This window comes from Burkholderia sp. SIMBA_062, assembly GCF_046534765.1.
GTDB lineage: Bacteria > Pseudomonadota > Gammaproteobacteria > Burkholderiales > Burkholderiaceae > Burkholderia > Burkholderia ambifaria.
Genome location: NZ_JAWRYD010000029.1, coordinates 72,132 through 95,753 on the forward strand (window position 1 = coordinate 72,132; position 23,622 = coordinate 95,753).

24 protein-coding genes are annotated in these 23,622 nt (G+C 67.4%); 15 read left to right on the forward strand and 9 right to left on the reverse strand.

Going from position 1 to position 23,622, the window contains the following annotated elements:
- Window positions 1–60 precede the first annotated feature (60 nt).
- Entirely contained in the window at window positions 61–1,377 is a 1,317-nt protein-coding gene (locus SB786_RS26810) for an Nramp family divalent metal transporter (RefSeq protein WP_410730113.1), read from the reverse strand.
- Window positions 1,378–1,458: 81 nt separating this feature from the next.
- Window positions 1,459–2,691, reverse strand: a complete 1,233-nt coding sequence (locus SB786_RS26815; RefSeq protein ID WP_232515113.1) for an oxalate decarboxylase family bicupin — start codon at window positions 2,689–2,691, stop codon at window positions 1,459–1,461.
- Between SB786_RS26815 and SB786_RS26820 the strand changes: the two genes are divergently transcribed.
- From SB786_RS26820 to SB786_RS26865, 10 genes are all read left to right on the forward strand, one after another.
- The gene (locus SB786_RS26820) at window positions 2,576–2,827 is read left to right on the forward strand and encodes a hypothetical protein (RefSeq protein ID WP_410730138.1); all 252 of its coding nucleotides are present in this window, start codon (window positions 2,576–2,578) and stop codon (window positions 2,825–2,827) included. The two genes, SB786_RS26815 and SB786_RS26820, sit on opposite strands and share 116 nt — an antisense overlap.
- Before the next feature lie 190 nt (window positions 2,828–3,017).
- Window positions 3,018–3,905, forward strand: coding sequence for a sap1 transcriptional regulator SapR (sapR, locus tag SB786_RS26825; protein ID WP_410730114.1), 888 nt, complete (start codon window positions 3,018–3,020; stop codon window positions 3,903–3,905).
- Between the two features lie 14 nt (window positions 3,906–3,919).
- On the forward strand, window positions 3,920–4,483 hold the full coding sequence (gene ddpX, locus SB786_RS26830) for a D-alanyl-D-alanine dipeptidase (protein ID WP_410730115.1): 564 nt from the start codon (window positions 3,920–3,922) through the stop codon (window positions 4,481–4,483).
- Between the two features lie 70 nt (window positions 4,484–4,553).
- Complete coding sequence (locus SB786_RS26835) at window positions 4,554–6,155, forward strand: ABC transporter substrate-binding protein (RefSeq protein ID WP_410730116.1); 1,602 nt, start codon at window positions 4,554–4,556, stop codon at window positions 6,153–6,155.
- A gap of 10 nt (window positions 6,156–6,165) precedes the next feature.
- Window positions 6,166–7,236: an ABC transporter permease gene (locus SB786_RS26840; RefSeq protein WP_410730117.1), complete on the forward strand. Its 1,071-nt coding sequence runs from the start codon at window positions 6,166–6,168 to the stop codon at window positions 7,234–7,236.
- A gap of 66 nt (window positions 7,237–7,302) precedes the next feature.
- Window positions 7,303–8,217, forward strand: a complete 915-nt coding sequence (gene nikC / locus SB786_RS26845; protein WP_410730118.1) for a nickel transporter permease — start codon at window positions 7,303–7,305, stop codon at window positions 8,215–8,217.
- A 1-nt stretch (window position 8,218) separates the two neighbouring features.
- Window positions 8,219–9,133: an ABC transporter ATP-binding protein gene (locus tag SB786_RS26850; protein WP_410730119.1), complete on the forward strand. Its 915-nt coding sequence runs from the start codon at window positions 8,219–8,221 to the stop codon at window positions 9,131–9,133.
- Window positions 9,130–9,906 (forward strand): ABC transporter ATP-binding protein, encoded by a 777-nt coding sequence (locus tag SB786_RS26855; RefSeq protein ID WP_410730120.1) that lies wholly within the window; start codon window positions 9,130–9,132, stop codon window positions 9,904–9,906. Before SB786_RS26850 ends, SB786_RS26855 begins: the two co-directional genes overlap by 4 nt.
- 312 nt (window positions 9,907–10,218) lie before the next feature.
- A complete protein-coding gene (locus tag SB786_RS26860) occupies window positions 10,219–10,473 on the forward strand; it encodes a GlsB/YeaQ/YmgE family stress response membrane protein (protein ID WP_006756292.1) in 255 nt (84 codons plus the stop codon).
- Between the two features lie 360 nt (window positions 10,474–10,833).
- Window positions 10,834–11,169, forward strand: a complete 336-nt coding sequence (locus SB786_RS26865; RefSeq protein WP_410730135.1) for a type 1 fimbrial protein — start codon at window positions 10,834–10,836, stop codon at window positions 11,167–11,169.
- Window positions 11,170–11,194: 25 nt separating this feature from the next.
- Here SB786_RS26865 and SB786_RS26870 read toward each other — a convergent pair whose 3' ends face one another.
- From SB786_RS26870 to SB786_RS26880, 3 genes are all read right to left on the reverse strand, one after another.
- Entirely contained in the window at window positions 11,195–12,067 is an 873-nt protein-coding gene (locus tag SB786_RS26870) for a LysR substrate-binding domain-containing protein (RefSeq protein WP_410730121.1), read from the reverse strand.
- Between the two features lie 123 nt (window positions 12,068–12,190).
- Window positions 12,191–13,090 carry a class A beta-lactamase gene (gene bla, locus SB786_RS26875; protein WP_410730122.1) on the reverse strand — a complete coding sequence of 300 codons (900 nt, stop codon included), beginning with the start codon at window positions 13,088–13,090 and terminating at the stop codon, window positions 12,191–12,193.
- A 205-nt stretch (window positions 13,091–13,295) separates the two neighbouring features.
- A complete protein-coding gene (locus SB786_RS26880; protein ID WP_410730123.1) occupies window positions 13,296–14,135 on the reverse strand; it encodes a peptidoglycan DD-metalloendopeptidase family protein in 840 nt (279 codons plus the stop codon).
- A 505-nt stretch (window positions 14,136–14,640) separates the two neighbouring features.
- Here SB786_RS26880 and SB786_RS26885 point away from each other — a divergent pair.
- Entirely contained in the window at window positions 14,641–15,537 is an 897-nt protein-coding gene (locus tag SB786_RS26885; RefSeq protein WP_410730124.1) for a LysR substrate-binding domain-containing protein, read from the forward strand.
- 54 nt (window positions 15,538–15,591) lie between these two features.
- Window positions 15,592–15,978: an ester cyclase gene (locus SB786_RS26890; protein WP_006755211.1), complete on the forward strand. Its 387-nt coding sequence runs from the start codon at window positions 15,592–15,594 to the stop codon at window positions 15,976–15,978.
- Between the two features lie 21 nt (window positions 15,979–15,999).
- Here SB786_RS26890 and SB786_RS26895 read toward each other — a convergent pair whose 3' ends face one another.
- Window positions 16,000–16,740 carry a sulfite exporter TauE/SafE family protein gene (locus tag SB786_RS26895; protein ID WP_410730125.1) on the reverse strand — a complete coding sequence of 247 codons (741 nt, stop codon included), beginning with the start codon at window positions 16,738–16,740 and terminating at the stop codon, window positions 16,000–16,002.
- Window positions 16,741–16,884: 144 nt separating this feature from the next.
- Entirely contained in the window at window positions 16,885–17,901 is a 1,017-nt protein-coding gene (locus SB786_RS26900; RefSeq protein ID WP_410730126.1) for an aldo/keto reductase, read from the reverse strand.
- Between the two features lie 135 nt (window positions 17,902–18,036).
- Between SB786_RS26900 and SB786_RS26905 the strand changes: the two genes are divergently transcribed.
- On the forward strand, window positions 18,037–18,948 hold the full coding sequence (locus tag SB786_RS26905; protein WP_410730127.1) for a LysR substrate-binding domain-containing protein: 912 nt from the start codon (window positions 18,037–18,039) through the stop codon (window positions 18,946–18,948).
- A 54-nt stretch (window positions 18,949–19,002) separates the two neighbouring features.
- Here the strand turns inward: SB786_RS26905 and SB786_RS26910 are convergent, their stop codons facing one another.
- The gene (locus SB786_RS26910) at window positions 19,003–20,157 is read right to left on the reverse strand and encodes a porin (protein WP_410730128.1); all 1,155 of its coding nucleotides are present in this window, start codon (window positions 20,155–20,157) and stop codon (window positions 19,003–19,005) included.
- Window positions 20,158–20,539: 382 nt separating this feature from the next.
- On the opposite strand from SB786_RS26910, the gene SB786_RS26915 reads away from it, so the two are divergent.
- Window positions 20,540–21,643 carry an OpgC domain-containing protein gene (locus tag SB786_RS26915; protein ID WP_410730129.1) on the forward strand — a complete coding sequence of 368 codons (1,104 nt, stop codon included), beginning with the start codon at window positions 20,540–20,542 and terminating at the stop codon, window positions 21,641–21,643.
- Between the two features lie 61 nt (window positions 21,644–21,704).
- A complete protein-coding gene (locus tag SB786_RS26920) occupies window positions 21,705–22,649 on the forward strand; it encodes an alpha/beta hydrolase (RefSeq protein ID WP_410730130.1) in 945 nt (314 codons plus the stop codon).
- A gap of 71 nt (window positions 22,650–22,720) precedes the next feature.
- Here SB786_RS26920 and SB786_RS26925 read toward each other — a convergent pair.
- A partial coding sequence (locus tag SB786_RS26925) for an MFS transporter (protein WP_410730131.1) occupies window positions 22,721–23,622 on the reverse strand: 902 nt, incomplete at its 5' end.

The following is a 23,622-nucleotide window of genomic DNA, read 5'->3' on the forward strand; positions in this document are numbered from 1 at the left end:
GTGCGGCCGCTCGGGGCCGCCGCCCGGGCGCCGTCGCCCCGCCTGCGCCGCGCGCGGCGTTCAGTTGAACGCCGCCCACACCAGATACGCGTTCAGCCCGACGATCACGACCGTGGCCGCGCCCGCGACGATCCGCAACGGCATCCGCATCGCGTAGCGCCCCATCACGTCGTTGCGCGCCGACAGAATCAGCAGCGCGATCATCGGCATCGGCAGCACGAAGCTCAGCACCACCTGACTCGCGACCATCGCGCGGGTGACGTCGCAGCCGCACGCGACCACCGCGAACGCGGGCGCGATCGTCACCGCGCGCCGCATCCAGACCGACAGGCGGCGCCGAATGAAGCCCTGCATCACGACCTGCCCGGCCATCGTGCCGACCACCGAGCTCGACACCCCCGACGTCAGCAGCGCGACGAGAAACAGCACGCCGGCCGCCGGCCCGAGCACGGGGATCAGCGTGTGATAAGCGTCGCCGATATCGGCCATGCCCGGCGCGCTGGCGTGGAACGCCGACGACGCCATCATCACCATCGCGAGATTCACGAAACCGGCGAGGCCGAGCGCGACGACGACCTCGCGGTTCGAGAACCGCATGAGCCGGCGCCGCTCCGTGTCGTCGCGCGGCGCGATGCGATCCTGCGTAAGGCCCGAATGCAGATACAGCGTATGCGGCATGATCGTCGCGCCGATGATCCCGACCGCGATCGTCAGCGCCGCTCGATCGGGAATCTGCGGGACGACGAGATGGAACGCGGCCGCCTGCCAGTCCTGCGGCGCGATCATCAGCTCGCCGAGATAGCACGCGCCGATCACGCCGACCAGCGCCGCGATCGCGGCTTCCAGCGGCCGGAAGCCGCGCTTCTCGAGCGCGAGGATCGCGCAAGTCGCGAGCGCCGTCGCGATCATCCCCGCGAACAGCGGCAGGTGGCACAGCAGCGCGAACGCGAGCGCGCCGCCGAGGAATTCGGCCAGATCGGTCGCCATCGCGGCGATCTCCGATGCAATCCACATGCTCCACACGATCGGCGCGGGGAAATGGTCGCGGCACAACTCCGCGAGGTTGCGACCGGTCACGATGCCGAGCTTCGCCGACATCGCCTGGAACAGCATCGCGATCGCGTTCGCGGCGAGCACGACCCACAGCAGCCGGTAGCCGTACGCGGCGCCGGCCTGGATGTTGGTCGCGAAGTTGCCGGGGTCCATATAGCCGATCGATGCGATCACGGCCGGGCCGACGAACGGCAACAGCGCGGCGATGCCGGTGCGACGCCCTTCCAGCGCGGCGCGTGCCGCGCCATCGGCGGGATCGGCGCGATCGGTGGACAGATCGGGCAGCGCGAAGCCGCTGCTGGATTTGCTCGTGATGGGAATCATGGTCGGGTTCCGTTCGAATGAGGAAGGCTGGCCCTGGAGCGGGCCCGGCGGCCGGCCTGCCGCTTGCCGGCCGCTGCGGCGTTACAGCGGCACGACGTCGGGACGATTGCGCGGAAACCGCGCGAGCACGTCAGGCGCGATATTCAGGTGTGCCTCGACGAGCTTCGGCGGCGTGTGCGCGAGCCAGTCGGACAGCGACACCTCCGCGTAGCGGTCGGTCTTGAAGATTTCGAGGAACACGAGATCGGTGTTGCCGGTGTTCTGCACGTAGTGTCCGAGGCTCTTTTTCACGTAACCGACGTCGCCCGCGCGGAAGTCTGCCGTCTGCGCCTTCGGCCCCGTGTCGAACACGGTCATCCGCGCTTCGCCCTGCAGGTAGTACTGCCATTCGTCGGCATTCGGATGCCAATGCAGCTCGCGCATGCCGCCCGGATGCACGGTGACGAGCGCCGCCGCGATCGTCTGCGATACGTTGAAGTTCGTGCTGTCGGCGATCCGCACCTCGCCGCCGCGCGTCTTCTTGAACGGCTTCATCGCGCCGAGCGAGAAGATGAACGGGTGCGGCGGCGCACCGGCCGAAGACGCGGATGCACGCTGGGCGTCCGCGAGCGGCCCCGGCTCGTCGCCTTGAAAGATCCACAGGTTGTCGAGCGGAATGTTCTTGAACGTGTCGGCCGGCACGCCGAAGTTGAGCGCCAGCACGTCCGGCGGCGTATGCGCGACCCAGTCGGTCAGCAGCAGCGTGTTGAATTCGGACGCGCGGCCGTTGTCGAATGCGAGCATGAATTCGGCGCCGTCGGTGCCGATTCCCTGCAGCGAGTGCGGCAGGCCGGGCGGGAAATACCAGAGATCGCCGGTTTTCACATCCTGCACCGACGGGCGTCCCAGTTCGTCGAGCACGGTGATCCGGCAGCGGCCGTCGAGCATGATTGCCCACTCGGCCTGCTGGTGCCAATGCATCTCGCGAATGCCGCCGCGCGTCAACCGCATGTTCACGCCGGAAATGGTTTCCGAAATCGCGAAATCGTCCTGCGTGACTTCGCGCGCCCATCCGCCGTTTTGAATGCGTTTATGCGCGTTATTGAATGACGCCCAGAATAACGGCATGCCGTTGATATCGGTGGCCGGCGGATCCTGGAAAGACGGGAATTGATTCGCCAATGCAGGATTCTTCGGCCCCGGGTCGGTCAATCCCTGCTTGTTGCGCGCGTTTATCGCCCCTTCCGGCGGGCTGTCCGGATTGCCGAACGAAGCCGCCTTGGCCGTTACCGCAATGCCGGCGGCGGCAATCGCGCCCGCCGTGCTCGTCAACATCCTGCGTCGAGAAAGATTCGTCATGGTTGCCTCTTCACCATTTCAATTAATCGAATATTCACTACGGACGTTCACCGCTTTTTCATTTTTCGAAAATCGGCATGCCGTGACGCAAGTTAAATACAAGTCGACTTAAAAATTAAATGAATTATTAACCTGGATTAATGAGTAAAGCTGATCGAGTTGGGACTTTGTAATCGCGAGGGGAACCTCTCTTACCCTATCGAAATGCGCCGATCCATAGTTTTTATTCGATGGCGCCCATGATTTTGGCTTTGTTAGATAGATGACATCAAATCATCAAATGACAACGATCTAACGGCCCGATGACCTGCGCATTCGCCCATACCGTCGAATCCCGCTTTGCCGAGCTGACGCCGACCGCGAAGCGCATCGCGAGCTACATGCTCGCGAACCTCGATCGGCTCGGCCTCGAAACCGCCGACCAGATCGCGCAGCAGACCGGCACCAGCGGCATTTCGGTCGGGCGGTTCCTGCGCAGCGTCGGCTACCGGAATCTCGACGACCTGAAACGCGAGCTGCGTGGCGGCGGCGACCGCCCGTGGATGATCACCGACCGCCTCGACGAATACCGCCGCGCCGCCGCCACGCAAACGGCCGCAGGCGAACGCGACAGCGATCGCAGCAGCGGCACGCTCGCGTCGTCGCTCGATCGCGAACTCGACGCGATCCGCCACGTGTACCGGCTCGCCGAAGAACCGGTGTTCGCGCAGGTCGCGGACCGGATCGCGCATGCCGATGCCGTATTCATCCTCGGCATCCAGTCGACCCGCGGCATCAGCAATGCGTTCAGCAGCTATCTCGAATACCTGCGCCCACGCGTGTTCTATTCCGACGGTCAATCGGGCTCGTACGTCGACTCGCTGAATTCCGAGTTCGAGCGGCCGTATTGCATCGTCACCGACATGCGCGCCTATTCGCGCAGCGCGCGCCGCTATTGCCAGGCGGCCGCCGAGCGCGGCCAGCCGTTCGCGCTGGTCACCGATCTCTATTGCCCGTGGGCGCGCGAATGGCCGGCCGATCTGCTGCAGGTAAAGACCGACGTCGGCCAGTTCTGGGATTCGCTCGCGCCGCTCACCTGCCTGTTCAACCTGCTCATTACCGCCGTGGTCGACCGCCTCGGTCCCGCGATCGACCGGCGCGTCGCGCGCAACCGCGAACTGCAGCACACGTTCGACCAATTCGAATCCTGAGCACCCGAGCGCCGATGAACCCGCCCCGCCTCGTCGAAATCACACCCGCCACGCATCGCGTCGAGATCGATCTCGTCTACGCGAGCGAGCGCAACCTGACCGGCAAGCCGATCTACCGCAACGCGCACTGTCTGCTGGTCGAGCCGGCCGAAGCCGCGCTGCGCCGCGCGGTCGACGTCGCCGCGCAGGCCGGCTTCACGCTGCGCATCTACGACGCGTACCGCCCGCCGCAGGCGCAGCAGGTGCTGTGGGATTTCCTGCCGGATCCGAACTTCGTCGCCGATCTCGGCCGCGGGTCGAACCACAGCCGCGGCACCGCGCTGGACCTGACGCTCGTCGGCGCGAACGGCGAGCCGCTCGACATGGGCACCGGCTTCGACGAGATGGTGGCCGCGTCGGGCCACTTTCACGCGGGGTTGCCCGAACAAGTGCAACGCAACCGGCTGCTGCTGCTCGGCGTGATGCATGCGGCCGGCTTCGCGCATATCGACAGCGAATGGTGGCACTACGAACTACCCGGCTCGCGCGCGCTGCCGCCGATCGACAACGCGGCGAGCGGCCCGTGGCGCCTGATGTGACGACGCTGCACGCCCCCTTTTTCCTGCACGTTCACGTTCAACGACTCAAACGACAGATGGAGAAGCGCCCATGAAATTCCCGACCTCCCGGCTCATCGCGGCGCTGGCCGCCGCGTCCTTGTTCGCCGCCGTTCCGCTTTCCGCCGCCCGCGCGGAAACGCCGAAGGACATGTTCGTGATGGCCACGCTGCTCGACGAATTCACGACGCTCGATCCCGGCGAGATCTACGAGCTGGTGCCGGAGGAATACGTCGCGAACACGTACGACCGGCTCGTACGAGTCGACCTGCGCGACCCGTCGAAATTCAACGGCGACGTCGCGCAGTCGTGGACCGTGAGCCCCGACGGGCTGACCTATACGTTCAAGCTGCGCTCGGGCCTCAAGTTCCACTCGGGCAACCCGCTGACGGCCGACGACGTCGCGTGGTCGATCCAGCGCGCGGTGCTGCTCGACAAGGGCCCGGCCGCGGTGCTGACCGGCATCGGGCTCACGAAGGCCAACGTCGCGGCGAACGTGAAGAAGGTCGACGACCAGACGGTGTCGATCACGACCGATCACAAATACGCGCCGACCTTCGTGCTCAACGTGCTGGGCTCGTGGCCCGCGTCGGTGCTCGACAAGAAATTGCTGCTGTCGCACCAGCAGGGCAACGACTTCGGCAACGCGTGGCTGAAGACCAACGAGGCCGGCTCCGGCGCGTACAAGCTCGTCAAGTGGAGCGCCGGCGACAGCATCGTGCTGCAACGCTTCGACGGCTACCGGCTGCCGCTCGCGATGAAGCGCATCGTGCTGCGCCACGTGCCTGAAGCGGCGAGCCAGCGGCTGCTGCTGGAAAACGGCGACGTCGACGCGGCGCGCGACCTGAGCCCCGACGATCTCGCGTCGGTCGTCAAGTCGGGCAAGGCGAAAGTCGCGGCCTCGCCGCAGGCGACGCTGCTGTATCTCGGCCTGAACACGAAGAACCCGACGCTCGCGAAGCCCGACGTGCAGGAAGCGCTGAAGTGGCTGGTCGACTATGCGGGGATCCAGGCCAACGTCGTGAAGACGACCTACAAGGTGCACCAGACCTTCCTGCCCGAAGGCTTCCTCGGCACGCTGAATTCGAACCCGTACAAGCTCGACGTCGCGAAGGCGAAGGCGCTGCTCGCGAAGGCCGGCGTGCCGAACGGCTTCTCGGTGACGATGGACGTGCGCAACGACTATCCGTACACGGAGATCGCGCAGGCCGTGCAGGCGAACTTCGCGCAGGCGGGCGTCAAGGTGCAGTTGGTCCCCGGCGACAACAAGCAGACGCTCGCGAAATACCGCGCACGCCAGCACGACATCTACATCGGCGAATGGTCGGCCGACTACATCGACCCGCACAGCAACGCGCAGGGTTTCGCATGGAACCCCGACAACTCCGACAAATCGAGCTATAAGATGCTGGCCTGGCGCAACAGCTGGGACATTGCGCAACTGACGAAGGAAACCGACGCCGCGCTCGCCGAGCCGACCGCCGCGCAACGCGCGCAGCGGTACCAGGCGATGCAGAAGGAGATGCTCGTGCGCTCGCCGTTCGTGATCATGTTCGAGAAGGTCGCGCAGGTCGCGACGCGGCCGGGCGTGAGCGGGCTCGACGTCGGGCCAATCAACGATCTCGTGTCGTACCGTAACCTGAAGAAGCAATAAGGTTCACCGCATGTCGACTCCCGCCTCCTCCCTCGAAGCACTGCGCACGCTGCCCGCGCGGCGCCCGGCCGTACGCTGGGTGCTACGCGCGCTGCGCTGGGCGCTCACGCTCGCCGTCACGTTCGCGGGGCTGCTCGCGCTGACGTTCGTGATCGGCCGCAAGGTGCCGATCGATCCCGTGCTCGCGATCCTCGGCGATCGCGCGTCGGCCGAGGCCTACGCGGCCGAACGCATCGCACTCGGCCTCGACAAGCCGCTCGCCACGCAGTTCCTGATCTACGCGCGCGACGTGCTGCACGGCAATCTCGGCATGTCGCTGCTGACGTCGAACCCCGTGCTCGACGACATCAGGCGCGTGTTCCCCGCCACGCTCGAACTCGCGACGATCGCGACGTTGATCGGCATCGCGATCGGCGTGCCGCTCGGCGTCGCGGCCGCGGTGAAGCACAACCGGCCGATCGACCACATTGCACGCTTCGTCGGCCTGATCGGCAATTCGGTGCCGGTGTTCTGGCTCGGGCTCATGGGGCTGCTGCTGTTCTATGCGCGGCTGCACTGGGTCGGCGGCCCGGGCCGGCTCGATCCCGTGTACGACGGGATGGTCGACCCGCGCACGGGCAGCCTGCTGCTCGACGCGGCGCTTGCCGGCGAGTGGGACGTGTTCCGCAACGCGGTGTCGCACATCGCGCTGCCGGCCGCGATCCTCGGCTACTACTCGGTCGCGTATCTGAGCCGCATGACGCGCTCGTTCATGCTCGACCAGCTGAGCCAGGAATACATCGTCACCGCGCGCGCGAAGGGCTTGTCCGAGCGGCGCGTGATCTGGCGGCATGCGTTCGGCAACATCGCGGTGCCGCTGCTCACCGTGATCGCGCTCACGTACAGCAACCTGCTCGAAGGCTCGGTGCTGACCGAGATCGTGTTCGCGTGGCCGGGGCTCGGCTCGTACCTGACCGGCGCGCTCCTGAACGCCGACATGAACGCGGTGCTCGGCGCGACCCTCGTGATCGGCATGATGTTCATCACCGTCAACCTGCTGACCGACGCGCTGTACCGCGTGTTCGATCCGCGTGCGCGCTGAGGGCCGCTTCGACATGACCGTTTCCATCCTGCTTCCGTCACCGTCCACGCCGAAGGCCACCCGACCATGAATGCCGCACATCCCACGCTGCGCGCGTGGCTGCTTTCCGATGCGCCCGCGTCGCGCTCGCAGGCCGCGTTCGGCCTCGCCTACCGCCGCTGGCGCCGTTTCGCCGCCAATCCGCTCAACCTGTTCGGACTCGCGATCCTGGTTGCGCTGATCGTCGTCGCGATCGTCGGCCCGCTGATCATGCCGCACGATCCGCTGCGCCAGGTGCTGTCCGACCGCCTGCTGCCGCCCGGCTCCGCATCGCACTGGCTCGGCACCGACCAGCTCGGCCGCGACATCCTTTCGCGGATGATCGCAGGCTCTCGCCTCACGCTCGGCATCGCGCTGCTCGTCGTCGTGATCGTCGTGCCGATCGGCCTGCTGATCGGCACGACGGCCGGCTATTGCGGCGGCTTCGTCGACAGCGTGCTGATGCGCATCACCGACATCGCGCTCGCGTTCCCGAAGATCGTGCTCGCGCTCGCATTCGCGGCCGCGCTCGGGCCCGGCGTGATCAACGCGGTCGTCGCGATCTCGATCACCGCGTGGCCCGCGTATGCGCGGCTCGCGCGCGCCGAAACGATCCGCATCGCGCAGGCCGACTACATCCATGCGGCGCGGCTGCAAGGCGCGTCGGGCCCACGTATCCTGCTGCGCTACATCATGCCGCTGTGCATGTCGTCGGTGATCGTGCGCGCGACGCTCGACATGGCCGGCATCATCCTGACCGTCGCGGGCCTCGGCTTTCTCGGCCTCGGCGCGCAGCCGCCGAGCCCCGAGTGGGGCTTCATGGTCGCGTCGGGCCGCAACGTGCTGCTCGACGCGTGGTGGGTCGCGACGCTGCCCGGCATCGCGATCCTGCTCGTGAGCCTCGCGTTCAACCTGCTTGGCGACGGGCTGCGCGACGTCTTCGATCCCCGCCATGGAGCATGACATGCCGATGAATTCGACCACCGCGCCCGCCCCGCTCTGCGAGATCGACGGCCTGAAAATCGGCTTTCGCGGGCACGACGGCGTCGTCACCGACGCGGTGCGCGACCTGTCGCTAACGCTCGCGCCAGGCGAACGGCTCGGCATCGTCGGCGAGTCGGGCTCCGGCAAATCGCTGACGGGCCGCGCGCTGCTCGGCCTGCTGCCCGAGGCCGCACGCTGGTCGGCCCGCACGATGCGCTTCGCGGGCCGCGACCTGCTCGCGATGTCGGCCAGCGAGCGGCGGCGCCTGTGCGGCAGCCAGATGGGGATGATCCTTCAGGATCCGAAGTATTCGCTGAACCCGGTGATGACCGTCGCGAAGCAGATGGGCGAGGCGTTCCGGCGGCACGAGCCGGGCTTGCGCGGCCGCGCGCTGCGCGAGCGGATCGTCGAAGCGCTCGCGGCCGTGCAGATTCGCGATCCGGCGCGCGTGGCCGATGCGTATCCGCACGAGCTGTCGGGCGGCATGGGCCAGCGCGTGATGATCGCGATGATGGTGTCGACCGGCCCGCGCCTGCTGGTCGCCGACGAGCCGACCTCCGCGCTCGACGTCGCGGTGTCGATGCAGGTGCTCGCGGTGCTCGACGCGATGATCGCGCGGCACAACACGGGGCTGATGTTCGTCAGCCACGACCTGCCGCTCGTGATGTCGTTCTGCGATCGCGTCGCGGTGATGTATGCGGGGCGCGTGGTCGAAACCTGCGCCGCGCGCGACCTGCGCGATGCGACGCATCCGTACACGCGCGGGCTGCTCGCGGCGAACCCGCCGCTCGCGAACCCGCCGGACGAACTGCCGGTGCTGCGGCGCGATCCGGCGTGGCTCGACGCCGCTGCGCCCGCGCCGACCTCTCACATGCCGCAGGAGGCCGCACGATGATCGACGTCGATCACGCATCGATCCGTTTCCCGACCCGCACGGGTCACGTCGACGCCGTGCGCGACGCAAGCTTCGCGGTGCGCGACGGCGAGGTGTTCGGGCTCGTCGGCGAATCGGGCTCAGGCAAGTCGACGCTGCTGCGCGCGCTGACCGGCCTCGTGCCGCTCGCGGGCGGCAGCCTGTCCATCGACGGCCGGCCCGTCGGCGGCACGCCCGAGCGCGCATTCCGCCGCCAGGTGCAGATGGTGTTCCAGGATCCGTACGCGTCGCTGCATCCGCGCTTCACGGTCGACCAGACGCTGCGCGAGCCGCTGTCGATCCACGGGATCGACGACGCCGATGCGCGGATCGCCCGCGCGCTGTCCGAGGTCGGGCTCGGCCCGACGTTCCGCTTCCGTTATCCGCACCAATTGTCGGGCGGCCAGCGCCAGCGCGTCGCGATCGCGCGCGCGCTGATCGTCGAGCCGCGCGTGCTGCTGCTCGACGAGCCGACGTCCGCGCTCGACGTATCGGTGCAGGCCGAAATCCTCAACCTGCTGCGCCGCCTGCATCGCGAACGCAACCTGACGATGATCCTCGTCAGCCACAACCTCGCGGTGATCGGCTTCCTGTGCCAGCGCGTCGCGGTGATGCAGCACGGCGAGATCGTCGAACAGCTGCGGATCGAGGACGTGCGGGCCGGGCAGGTCGCACGCGACTACACGCGCACGCTGCTGCGCGCGACCGAAGGCTATCGCCGCCTGGATCCGGCAATCGACGCGCCGGCAGCCTGACACGCGGCGCGCGACGACGGTACGACGCTGCGCGCGCCGGTGCGCGCAGCGCGTGACATGACCCGAGCGCAATACGATATGCCGGCCGCGCTCATGCTCCGCCGGCCGGTTATTCACCGGTTCGGTTCACGCCGCGGCGCAGGTTCTGCTCGACTGCCAATGACCGATGCGCCGCCGCCGTGACATCCGCGCGACTCGCGCGGCGTGCGATACTCGGCACGCCCGCACCGGTTCGACTCCACGGGGAACCCCGGTGCGCCAGGCGAGTCCATTTCCTTTCGTCAACAACTCAACAGCAATCGGGAGGCATTCATGCTGCAATTCATCGAAACCCTGGTGGTCGGGCTCATCGTCGGCCTCCTCGCCCGCGCGCTCAAGCCCGGCGACGACAAGATGGGCATCCTGATGACCGTCGTGCTCGGCGTCGTCGGCTCGCTCGTCGCAGGCTACATCGGTCGCGCCGGCGGCTGGTATGCGCCGGGCCAGGGCGCAGGCTGGATCGCGTCGATCATCGGCGCAATCGTGCTGCTCGTGGTAGTCGGCGCGGTGCGCAAGCGCGCAGGCTGATCGCCACATCGCTCGCTCCGATGCGATACGGCCGCTCGTCATGAGCGGCCGTTTTCTTTTGGCCCACCGCGATTCACCGGATCGTCCGCTCGTTGAGTCTTCAACGATCGAGCGGCGGCCTCCCCAGCTCTTCGCCGCTCTTCCCGCCAGCCTACACCCCCGGCAATACCCTGCCTTGCGCCTCCACAAATTTGAGATAAATTGATTTGAGGAATACGGCGCCGTTTGCCTATGTCCGTTATTTCCGATTTTTCATTCAAGAGGTCCGATGGATTTGCCGTTTACGCATACAGCATCGCGGCGTTGAGGACTGCCATTCGAGCGGCCCGGCTGCGACGCGCTTGCCCTCTGGAGCCTGTCATGAAGCATCGCCCGTTTGCCGCTTCGGTTGCCCTGGCTGTCTCGCTTCTGGCGTCGTCCTCATCATTTGCCGCCGACACGGGCGGCATCATCCACTTCACCGGCATGATCGTCGAGCCGCCATGCGCGTTCGCGCTCGACACGGCCAACACCGCGCATGCGCAGGTGCGGCCCGACTGCCCGCGCCCGGCGAGCGGCCAAGTCGCGTTCGTCGACGCGGCCAGCCTGCGCACGATCAAGACCACGACCTTTACGCAGACCTCGCGCGCAATCGTTTTACCTGACCGTCCGGGCAACGCGCGTGCGCCGATGATCGCCGTCGTGACCTACCAGTGAGACGCGCTGCCGGAGCGGCCGTGCATCAGTCGCGATGGCGCGCGATCCAGTCGCTGAACGCGCGGATCTTCTGCTGGCTGCCGAGATTCTCCGGATAGACGAAAAAGTAGCGGGCGCCTGTTTCGAGCACGATGTCGAACGGCCGTTCGAGCCGGCGCGCACTGACGTCGTCGTCGACTAGCGTCACGTCGCCGATCGCGACGCCGAAGCCCTGCATCGCCGCGTTGGTCGCGAGGTCGAGCGTATCGAAGGTCGGCCCGCGCTCCGCATCGACGGCGCGCTCGCCCGCGTGATCGAGCCACGCGCGCCAGTCGCGATGGTCGCGAGTCGGATGCAGCAGCGTATGGCGCGCGAGATCGCCGACCGCATCGAGCGGTACGGCCTGCCGCAACTCGGGTGCGCACACCGGCGTCAGCCGCTCGTCGAACAGCGGCAGCGCGAACACGCCGGCGCCCGGCGACGTGCCATAGACGACCGCCGCATCGAACGGCTCGGTCGAGAAATCGACGACGTGCTGCCACGCGGTCGTGATCTGCACATGGAGATCGGGATGCTCGCCCTGGAAGCGCATGATGCGCGGCAGCATCCAGCGCATCACGCAGGTCGGCACCTTCAGCGCGAGATCGGTGCGCTGCCGCGTGAGCTTCATCGAGATGTCGTCGATCCGCGCAAAGCTCTCGTCGACCACCGGCAGCAATTGCTCGCCCTCCGCCGTCAGCGTGAGGCCCTTCGCGTGCCGCTTGAACAACGGGAATCCGTAATGCGCCTCGAGCGTCTGGATCTGCCGGCTGACCGCGCCTTGCGTGAGACACAGCTGCTCGGCCGCGCGCGTGAAGCTGCGGTGGCGGGCCACGGTCGAGAAGATCTGCAGCGCGTGCAGGGGCGGAAGTCGGCGCATGACGAGGGGGTAGACGAAACAACCGCACCGAAGCACGGCGCGGCAAGGCCGCGCGCCGGCACCGGCGCGCGCTGATCGACACGATAAGCCAAACGCCGGCTTTACGCGAGGTGCGTCGGACGCTCAGGCCGTTGCGGTGAGCGCGCCCGTCGCGATGCGCGCCGCCGACGCGACGACATCCGCGCGGGCAGCCGCGTCGGCACGCGGCTGCGTGAACGACACGGCCAGCACGATCGGCGCGCGCGACGGCGGCCACAGCACGGCGATGTCGGTCGTCGTGCCGTAGCCGCCGGTGCCGGCCTTGTCCGCGATACGCCAGCCGGGCGGCACGCCGGCCGCGATCCCGGTCGCGCCGCGCGCGCCGCCGGTCATCCATTCGGTGAGTTGCGCACGCTGCGGCTCGCGCAGCGTATCGCCGAGCAGCAGCAACTGCAGCATGTCGACCATCGCGACCGGCGTCGACGTATCGCGCTCGTCGCCGGGCGCGGCCTGGTTCAGTTCGGGTTCCCAGCGGTCGAGCCGGAACACCGTGTCGCCGCTTTCATGCGCGAACGACGTGACGGCCTGCGGGCCGCCGAGCACGCCCATCAGCAGGTTCCCGGCGCCCTTGTCGCCCGACTGCAGCATCGCCGCGCACAGCTGCGCGATCGTCATCCCCGTATCGACATGACTTTCCGTGACCGGCGAGCCGGCCACGACTTCATAGCGGCGATACAGGATGCGGCGCGGCAGCAGCGATGCATCGAGCGAACCGCGCGCGAGGATCGCGGCGGCCGCCACGACCGCATAGGTGCCGCACAGCGGGAAGCGCTCGCGCGCGTGATGCGCGATGCGCGTGCCGTTCGACGTATCGAGTACGGCGACACCGAGCCGGCCGTTCGATGCCTTTTCGAGCGCGCCAAGTTCCGCCTGGGCAGCATGGGCGCGCGCCTGGTCGGCGACGGGCGCCGACGAGCACGCGGCGACGAACGGCGCGGCGACGGCGGCGAGCAACAGCGAGCGGCGTGTCGGAGAATATTCCATGGATGAGTGGTGTTCTGTCGGAAACGGTGGCAGGGAGCCACGCACGCATCGTCGATACGCACGCGTTCACGCCGACGGCCGGCTCGCGACGGCATTCGCCACGCATCCCCCAAGACGCCCGTCGGCCCCGCGGACGCGGGACTCCCATGAACAATCACCCTAGCGTAACAGCGAGCGCGGCCGCGTTCCAGCGGCGCGGCCCGCTTCAGCCTTGCGACGAAGGCAGGTACGGCATCGGATTGACGGGCTTGCCGTCGCGCCGCACCTCGAACAGCAGCGCGACACGCGAGTTGTCGACGTCGCCCATCTCGGCGATCTCGTCGCCCTGGCGCACGATGTCGCCGGTCTTCACGAGCAGCTTGCGGTTGTGCGCATACGCGGTCAGGAAATCGGCATTGTGCTGGACGATGATCAGGCTGCCGTAATCGTTCAGGCCGGTGCCCGCATACATCACGCGGCCGTCTGCCGCCGCGCGGACCGGGTCGCCCGGGCGGCCGGCGATCTGGATGCCGCGGTTCTGCCCCGGCCGGAACGCGTCGACGATCTTGCCCTGCGCGGGCCACGTGAGCGCCACCCCGCCCGCATGCCGCTTGGTTTCCTTCACGACCTGCCGGTCGCTCGCCGTCGACGCGCTCGCCGGGCCCGCGCCCGTCGAACCGTTCGCGCCGACCTGCGTGCCGACATTCGCCGCCGGCGCCTGCAACGGCTGCGGCCGGACGATGCGCAGCACCTGCCCCATGCGCAGCTTGCCGCGCGCGTCCAGTTTGTTCCAGGTGCGCAGGTCGGCGACGCTGCAGTCGTTCGCGGACGCGATGCCCGTCAGCGAGTCGCCGCGTTTCACCACGTACTTCTGTGCGACGAGAATCGGCGCAGGCGGCGGCGTCGCGGGCGTGGCCGCACGCGCGACGGCAGGCTGGCCCGACGGCGCTCCCGCCAGCGTGTCGCTCGGCGGGACGGACGGCTGGCTGGCGCAACCGGCCATGACGAGCACGGCGGCCAGGCCAGACAGCCACGCCGACTTGCGGCAAATCTCGCGCAGTTTCATGGACGATCGACTCCGGTTTGACAATCTTTCAAGCATCTCAAAAACGGAACGGCCAACGTGTAACCGGATGCAAACAATGATGACAAACGATCACGAGCCCGGCGTCGGCAGACGCTTGTTACCGGTAATACGGTCGAATTCGGAAAAACTTGACAGCTTTGGGCGCACGATGCGGAAAAAATTTCGTGTCGGGCCGTTATTTCAAACAGCGAGCCGGCCTGCGCCGGCCGCCCGCTCAGCGCAGCCAGTTGACCAGCTCCGCGCACGCCCACGCGACACCGATGCACAGGAACAGCACGTGCAATGCGATCTTGAACGACACACCCCACGACGAATCGATCCGCATGACAGTCTCCCCCGGCGATATGCGGCCATGATCCGGTATCGATCCCGCCCCGAAAATGCGGAACCGGCGAACGGGGCCTCAAGCCCAGCCTGAGACCGGCGCGGCGGTTCCTGCTAACGTATCGGCCATTCCAATCGTTACGCGCCCCCTGCTCCCACCATGCGCTTCGACCTGACCGACCTGCGGCTCTTCCTGAACATCTGCGAGGCCGGCACGATCACGGGCGGCGCCGAGCGCACCCACATCACGCTGCAGGCCGCGAGCGAGCGCATCCGCGGGATGGAGGACGAACTCGGCGTGCCGCTGCTGCACCGGGCCAAGTCGGGCACCCAGGTGACCGACGCCGGCCGCGCGCTGGAGCACCACGCGCGCACGGTGCTGCAGCAGATCGACCACATGCGCGGCGAACTGCAGCAATACGGCCAGGGGCTGCGCGGGCATATCCGGCTGCTGTGCAACACGGCGTCGCTGAGCGAATACCTGCCCAACGCGCTCGCCGCGTATCTGCCGCATCATCCGAAACTGTCGATCAGCGTCGAGGAGCGCTCGAGCCAGGAGATCGTCCACGCGATCCGCAACAAGACGGCCGAGGTCGGCATCGTCGCCGATTCGGTCGGGCTCGGCGGGCTCGAACAGAAGCCGTTCCGCGAGGACTGGCTGATCGCGGTCGTGCCGGCCGGGCATCCGCTCGCCGCGCGCGAGACGGTCGCGTTCGACGAAATCGCCGACGCGGATTTCATCGGACTGACCGACGGCAGCGCGCTGCAGGTCCATCTCGCGGACCAGGCGCGTGCGCTCGGCAAGCGGATTCGCTACCGTGTGCAGTTGAAGAGTTTCGATGCGATCTGCCGCGTGATCGAAAGCGGCGTGGGCATCGGCATCGTGTCGCGCCACGCGGCCGAGCGCGCGATGCAGACGATGGACGTGCGGCTCGTCGAGCTGTCCGACGCGTGGAGCCACCGCAAGCTGACGCTCTGCGCGCGGTCGTTCGATGCGCTGCCGAAATACACGCAGGCGTTCGTGTCGTATCTGTCGGGCGAGACACCGCCGCGCTGAACGACGCGCGCCATCCGGAACCACCGCGCGAAACACGAGGAGGAAACCGCAGCCATGACCGCAACTGACCTCGCGATGCGCTACCGCGCATACATCGACTGCCTGAACCGGCAGGACTGGCCGGCGCTCGGCCAGTACGTCGCCGACAACGTGATCCACAACGACCGGCCGCTCGGCCTCACCGGCTACCGCGCGATGCTGGAGCAGGATTTCCGCGACATCCCGGATCTCCATTTCGAAATCCGGCTGCTCGTGTGCGAACCGCCGCGCGTCGCCTGCCGGCTTCGCTTCGCCTGCGCGCCGAAAGGGACCTTCATGGGGCTCGCGGTGGACGGCACGCGCGTGACGTTCGCCGAGAACGTGTTCTACGAATTTCACGACGGCAGGATCCGGCAGGTCTGGTCCGTGATCGACAAGGCCGCGATCGAAGCGCAGCTGTGACGATGCGGGCCGTCCCGATCCTTAACGCAATCCGGTCACGGCCATGTAGGCACCGAGCGCGATCATCCCGACGAAGAAGCAGCGCTTGAACGCCTGCTCGCTCATCACGCGCCGCGCGTATTGCCCGCCGACCATTCCCGCGAGCGCCGGCACGAGCGCCAGCGCCGATACACCGAGGTCGACGGTCTGCAGCGCGCCCGTCACGCGCAACTGCAGGCCGAGCGCGATCGTCGACGCGGTAAACGACAGCCCGAGCGCCTGGATCAGGTCGTCCTTCGGCAGGCGCAGCGCCTGCAGGTACGGCACGGCCGGCACGACGAACACGCCGGTCGCGGCCGTCACGACGCCCGTCAGGTAGCCGACCACGGCCGACAGCCACTTCTCGTGACGCCCCGGCGCGGGCAGCCGCGCGGCGGCAAGCCCCCAGCAGCCGTAGGCGACCAGCACGATGCCGAGCGCCGCGTGCGTCCACGTGCTGCCGGCCGCGAGCGCGGGCAGCCCGCCTGTCAGCGTGCCGATCGTCAGCCCGGCGAGCAGCGGCCACAGACGTCGCAGCAACGGCCCGAACGACGGGCCGAGCCACAACTGCCACACATTGGTGATGAATGACGGCACGAGCAGCAGGCTCGCGGCCGCCGAGGGCGGCATCGCGAGCGTGAGCAGCCCCATCGCGATCGTCGGCAGCCCGAGGCCGATCATTCCCTTGACCGCGCCGGCCAGCAGAAAGACCAGCACGATGATCGTCAGCGTATGAATTGGCATGGAAGGCGTTTCGTCCGGTGGAATACGGCGCCGATGGTGAACCACCGTCCCGCCGTTCGCCATCTGGTTTTGCCTGAGGCTGGCTCGGGCCCCTCCGGCCGGCCCCGTCCATCCGCGATCCCGCCATGCGCGCCGCCCGGGCGCTCACGCGCCGTGTGCCGGCCCCCGTCCCTGCTCGCTGTCCAGGTGCGCCATCTGCGAGGCCGGATAACGCTCGCCAGCAGCCGCCCCGGCGGGAACCGCCGCTTCGATGCGGGCGAGATCATCTACCGTTAGTTGCATCTCAGAGGCGCGCGCTGCATCCTGAAGCTGGGTGCGCTTGCGCGCGCCGACCAGCGGCACGATGTCGTCGCCGCGCGACAGAACCCATGCGATGGCGACCTGCGCCGGATTGCTGCCCTTCTCGTTCGCGATCGCGCGCAGTGCGTCGACCAGCGCAAGGTTGTGCGCGAGATTCTCGCCCTGGAACCGCGGGCTGACCGCGCGGAAATCGCGCTCGCCCTGCCGTGCCGCGCTCCAGCCGCCGCCGAGCAGCCCGCGCGACAGCACGCCGTACGCCGTCACGCCGATCCCGAGTTCGCGGCACACGGGCAGGATGTCCGCCTCGATTCCGCGCGACAGCAGCGAGTACTCGATCTGCAGGTCGGCGATCGGCGCGACGGCCGCCGCGCGGCGGATCGTGTCGGCGCCGAGCTCGGACAGGCCGATATGGCGCACATAGCCGGCCTTCACGAGATCGGCGATCGCGCCGACCGTCTCCTCGATCGGCACCGCCGGATCGACGCGCGCCGGCCGGTAGATGTCGATATGGTCGGCGCCGAGCCGCTTCAGCGAATACGCGACGAAGTTCCGGATTGCCTCGGGCCGCGCGTCGTAGCCGGCGAACGCACCGGCCGGATCGCGCAGCGCGCCGAACTTCACGCTGATCAGCACCTGGTCGCGCGTACGGCCGCGCAGCGCGTCGCGAATCAGCATCTCGTTGTCGCCCATCCCGTAGAAATCGCCGGTATCGAGCAACGTGATCCCGTGGTCGAGCGCCGCGTGCAGCGTCGCGATGCTTTCGTCGCGATCGGCCGGCCCGTAGAAATCCGACATCCCCATGCAGCCGAGTGCGATCGCCGAAACCCGCGGGCCCGTGCGGCCCAGTTGACGCTTGTCCATGTCCGTTTCCTTGCGGTGGTGAGTGAATGAACCGGATTCTCGGCGCATTGCGGCGCGCGATAAACGCGAAACGCCCAACCAATTCATTCGACGCTGATTAACAATGGAGGTTGTCCCCATCCGTTCCCATCCCGCATGGACCATCTGCATGCAATGCGCATCTTTGCGCGCGTCGCCCATCTCGGCAGCTTCACGAAAGCGGCCGAACAGCTGCAATTGCCGCGCCCGACGGTCAGCAATGCCGTCCAGTATCTGGAGAAACACCTGGGCGTCCGGCTGCTGCAACGGACCACCCGGCGCGTCGCGCTGACCGCCGAGGGCACCACTTACTACGAGCGCTGTACGCGGCTGCTGGCCGATCTCGACGATGCCGAGACGCTGTTCGACGACGCCGGTGCGGCGCCGCGCGGCGTGATCCGCGTCGACCTGCCCGAGCGCTTCGCGCTGAACAAGGTGATTCCGGCGCTGCAGGATTTCCACGCACGCTATCCCGACCTGCGCGTGGTGCTCAGCACGACCGACCGCTTCGTCGACCTCGTCGCGGACGGCATCGACTGCGCGGTGCGGGTCGGCGTGCTGTCCGACACGTCGCTGGTCGCACGGCGCGTCGGCGAGCTGGCGCAGATCAACTGCGCGTCGCCCGCGTATCTCGCGCGGCACGGCACGCCGCGCTCGCCGGACGATCTGCCCGACCACGTCGCGGTCGGCTATTTCTCGAGCCGCACGGGCCGCGAACTGGACTGGGAATATGCGGACATGGATTCGGGTGCGCTGCAGACCGTGAAGATGCGCAGCGTCGTCGCGGTGAACAGCTCGCAGGCGTATCTCGCGTGCTGTCTCGCGGGCCTCGGGCTGATCCAGGCGCCGCGCGAGGGGCTCGCACCGCTGCTCGAGAGCGGCTCGCTGGTCGAGGTGCTGCCGGAATGGCATGCCGAACCGCTGCCGGTGTCGGTCGTGTTCCCGAGCGGGCGGCATCTGGCGCCGCGGGTGCGGATCTTCGTCGACTGGCTCGCGGACACGCTCGGCGACATGCACCGAGCGGAATGACGGCAGCCGGAGCCGGGGCGATCAGCCGCCGGCCCGGGGCCCGGCGTCGCGCACTCAGAACTTGTGGCGGATCGCCGCGCGCACCGCGAACTGGTTCGACGACGACGACGGGCCATCCGTCCCGACCACGTAGCCGCCGTCGGCCGCGGTGCCCGTCTTGTCGCCGGCGACTTTCTGCCAGGCACCCTGTAGATAGACGTCGGTGCGCTTGGACAGGCTGTAGTCAGCCATCAGCCCGACGGTGTGGTATTTCGGCTTGAACGAACCCGTCGCGGCGTCGAACTTGCCGTCCGTGTACACGTACTGCGCGCCGAGATAGAAATCGGACGTGAGCTGGTACTTGCCGTTGACCTCGAAGTTCTGGAACTTCGTCGCGGTCAGCCCGAGGCCCGAGAACGTCGACGCCGGCAGGTAGACGGTCGACACCGGGTTCTTCACGTCCGTCTTCGTATAGACGAAGCCGACCGTCGCCGGGCCGAACGTATAGTTGATGCCGCCGCCGAAGATGCGCAGGCGGTCGGCGACGAAATTCGCGTCGTCGGCCGCGATCGCGCCCGCGTTGCCGACGCCCGGGCTGTTCGCCTGCAGGTACGCGGCCGCGACCTGCAGCCCGGCGAGCGAATACTGCGCGCCGATGCTGTACTGGCGGTTGGTCGAGAAGCCCGTGCTGTTGCTGAAACTGTAGGTGCCGCCGAACGACAGCCCGTTCCAGTCGGGGCTCGCGTACTTGACCGTGTTGTTGACACGGAACGAGTTGTCCGTGTTGTCGTTGTCGAACGGATGCGAGAACAGCGTGCCGCCCCAGTTGCCGTTCGCGGTCAGCGGCGCGAGATAGTCGACGACGGAATCGTACTGGCGGCCGAAGGTCAGCGTGCCGAAACGCGACGCGCTCAGCCCGACGAACGCCTGGCGGCCGAACATCCGGCCGCCCTGGTTGAGCCGGCCGTTGTTCACGTCGAAGCCGTTTTCCAGCGTGAAGACCGCCTTCAGCCCGCCGCCCAGCTCCTCGCTGCCCTTCAACCCCCAGCGGCTGCCCTGCGCATAGCCGCTCGCGAGCTGGTAATCCGTTTTTCCGACCCCATTCACGTTCACGTTGTTCGTGTAGTTGAAGCCTTCGTCGATCAGGCCGTACAGCGTCACGCTGTCCTGCGCGAAGGCCGGCGCGGCGAACGCTGCCAGCGCGGCGGCAAAAATGACGTGGTTCTTCATGACGGATTCTCCGGAGCCGTTGCCGGGCAGGCCTTCCGCCCGGCGCTTGTTTCGTCTGTTTTATATGGATGGCCCGCAGGGCGGACTGCGCGGTGTGCGGCCGCGAGGACAAAATGGTGTCACGTCGTAAACCACCCGTCCATCGGGGGCGTGGGCGCGGCGCACAAAGCGTTGCGCTCGTCCAACTGCCCCGTTCCGCGGACTCCCCGATCAGGCTTGTCGGCAACGGCGGATCGGCCCGCCATTCGCGTAAACCCGGACGGCGTCGCATCGGTGGCACAATGCGCATCCATTCGTCATTTCTTCACGAAGTCATGCTTCACCCCGATTCATGCGTGGCGGGTGCCCGGCGCGCACGCGGCGCGCGCCGGCAGGCGGCCCGATGACCGCCGCAGCCCGGGCCGGCCGCTACGCCGAGCTCGATTTCTTCCGCGGCCTCGTGCTGCTCGTGATCGTCGTCGACCACATCGGCGGCAGCATCCTGTCGCGCGTGACGCTGCATGCGTACGCGCTGTGCGATGCGGCCGAGGTATTCGTGTTCCTCGGCGGCTTCGCGACCGCCATCGCGTACAACTCGCTTGCCGAGCGGCACGACGAGGCCGCCGCGCGCCAGCGCTTCATCCGCCGCGCCTTCGAGATCTACCGTGCCTTCCTCGTGACGGCCGGCCTCATGCTGCTGATCACCGCCGTGCTCAACGCATTCGCGATCGACGGTCCGAACATGCCGACCAACGATCTCGACGGTCTGCTCCACAAGCCGCTTGCCGCGCTGCGCGACATCCTGCTGTTCCGCCGCCAGCCGTATCTCGCGTCGGTGCTGCCGATGTATGCGTTCTTCGCGCTGCTCGTCCCGCTCGCACTGCCGCTCGCGCGCACGCAGCCGTGGCTGATGCTCGCGTTCAGCGGCTCGCTCTGGTACGCGGCGCCGCACGTCGCGCGTTTCCTGCCGACCGTCGAGGGCGCACCGTGGGACTTCAACCCGTTCGCGTGGCAGTTCCTGTTCGTGCTCGGCGTGATCGCGCGCTGCCAGCCCGTCTACCAGACGCTCGCGCCGAAACCGCAGGGCTGGCTGCTGACGGCCGCGTCGCTCGCGATCGTCGCGGCCGGCGCGTACTACCGGCTGCGCATCGAGCCGTTCCCGACCGATCCGTCGATCAAGCAGAACCTCGGCGCGCTGCGGCTCGCGAACTTCCTCGCGATCGCGTGGCTCGCGGCCAAGCTCGTGCACCTCGGGTGGATGAAGAAGGTCGCGCATGCGATGCCGTGGATCGGCACGATCGGCCGCCAGGGGCTGCTGTGCTTCGTCGCCGGCACCGGCATCTCGCTCGCGGTCGACTCGCTGCTTTACCAGGCGACCGAAGGCTATCTGAACGTGCCGCTCGGCCTGACCGCCGACGTCGTCGCGACGGGGCTGCTGTATCTCGTCGCAAAACTCTACGGGCCGCTGGTGTCGCGGCTGCCGTTCCCGTTCCGTTCGCGGCCATGACGCGCCGCGCCGTCATGCACCGCTGCTACGATAGCGGGCGCCTTTCCTGAAACGTTTCGCCATGCGCCGACTCGCCCTTTCGTTCGCCGTCGCCCTGCTCGCCGGCTGCCTCGCCACCGCCCACGCCGCGCCGGGCGGGCCCGCGGTTTCGCCGGCGTCGTCCGCGCCCGCGGCCGCGATCGTCCCGCCCGCAACCGTCGGGCCGGCCGCCCAGGAGCCACCGGTCAATCCCGGCAGCAGCGTCGTGCTGCGCGCGTTCCGCTCGGCGTCGCTCAAGCGCGACTGGTCGTACACGGTCTACCTGCCGCCCGGCTACAACCCGGAAGGCGCGCGCTATCCGGTGCTGTACCTGCTGCACGGCAATGCCGGCAACGCGAACGACTGGATCACGCAGGGCCGGCTGCAGGCCACGGCCGACACGCTGATCGAGCGCCACGAGATCCCGCCTGTCGTGATCGTGATGCCGCAAGGCGGCACCGACTGGTACGTCGACCGCAAGGAGAAGATGCAGAGCGCGTTCCTGAACGACCTGTTGCCGGAAGTCGAAGCGCACTTCGCGGTGTCGAACCAGCGCGCGGGCCGCGCGATCGGCGGCGTATCGATGGGCGGGTTCGGCGCGCTGCGTTTCTCGCTGCTCGAGCCGGGCTTGTTCTGCGGCGCGATGCTGCTGAGCCCCGCGATCTATGCGAACGAGCCGCCGCTCAATTCCGCCGCGCGCTATGTCGGTGTGTTCGGCGACCGGCAGTTCGATCCGCGCGTATGGCACGAGCTCAACTACCCGGCGCTGATGCGCGGCTATTTCGCGCGCAACTGGCGCGTGCCGATGTTCATCGCGGCCGGCGACGACGACCTGACGATCCAGGCCGAGTCGACCGTGCTGTACACGCACCTGCGCCGCGCGCAGAACCCGGCCGAGCTGCGCATCGTCGACGGCGGGCATACGTGGGAGGTGTGGCGCGGGTTGCTCGGGCAGGGGTTGAGGTATGCGTTGGAGTGCGTGAAGTGATAGCTGGTGTGGGGCGCTGCGCGACGCCAAACCAACACGCCGAGTGAAGTCGCGCAAGAGCGAACCGCTGGCTACGGGGGCGAAACATTTTCATTGTCAGCCCGCTTGCGGCGCTCCTCGGGATATGCACGCCCGAACAACGCGTAAGCCCCCAACGCGAGCCCGGCGGAACCGGCTCCCACAAAAGTCGATTCGATGCCAATGTGCTGGGCGATCCACGATCCTGCAATCGGCCCGACGACCAACGCCGTCAGTTGCAAACTGCGCGCCGATGTGGAAATGACCCCGAGCGCATCACGCGGCGCGTTCCTCTGCAGCGTAATCGAATAGGACATCAGCCCGCCGCCGTAGCAAAAACCGTTGACCACCCACAACACGCAAAGCGTGCCAAGGTTCAATGTCGGCACGGCGAGTGCGAGTCCGCCGGCGGCGACCACGGTTGCACTGAATCCGGCGAGAAACATCGGCATCGATTTGCGCACACTGACTCGCGCAAGCACCTTTTTCAGGACGATTGCACAGCTGACCGCTCCGACAGCGGTACAACTGACGATGGTTCCGAATGAGCTCGGCGGCAAGCCGTGATCGCGCAGCAATACCACCACGATCGAGTCGTACAGACCCAGGATCGTCGAAAACGCCAACATCAGTCCGAGAGCGGAAGCCAAGGCAGGATGTTCGGAAAGCACCTGACGAACCAGTGGGAAATCAACGAATCGACGTTGCGTCTTCACATCGGGATTTTTCCACCCGATGACACGTGCCACGCCCAACGCACATCCCATTGAAAAGACAGCCAGCACGCCGGTCAATGCGAACGCACCATGGGAACGGAATGCCAGGGATAGCCCTGCGCCAAGTAACGGTGAAAGAATCTTCGTGCATTGATCGACGATTGAGCTTCCCCTGAAATTTCGCCTTCCAAGAGGTCGTGTATAAACTCGACGCAAAGGAAGGAAATCAGGCATGTTCA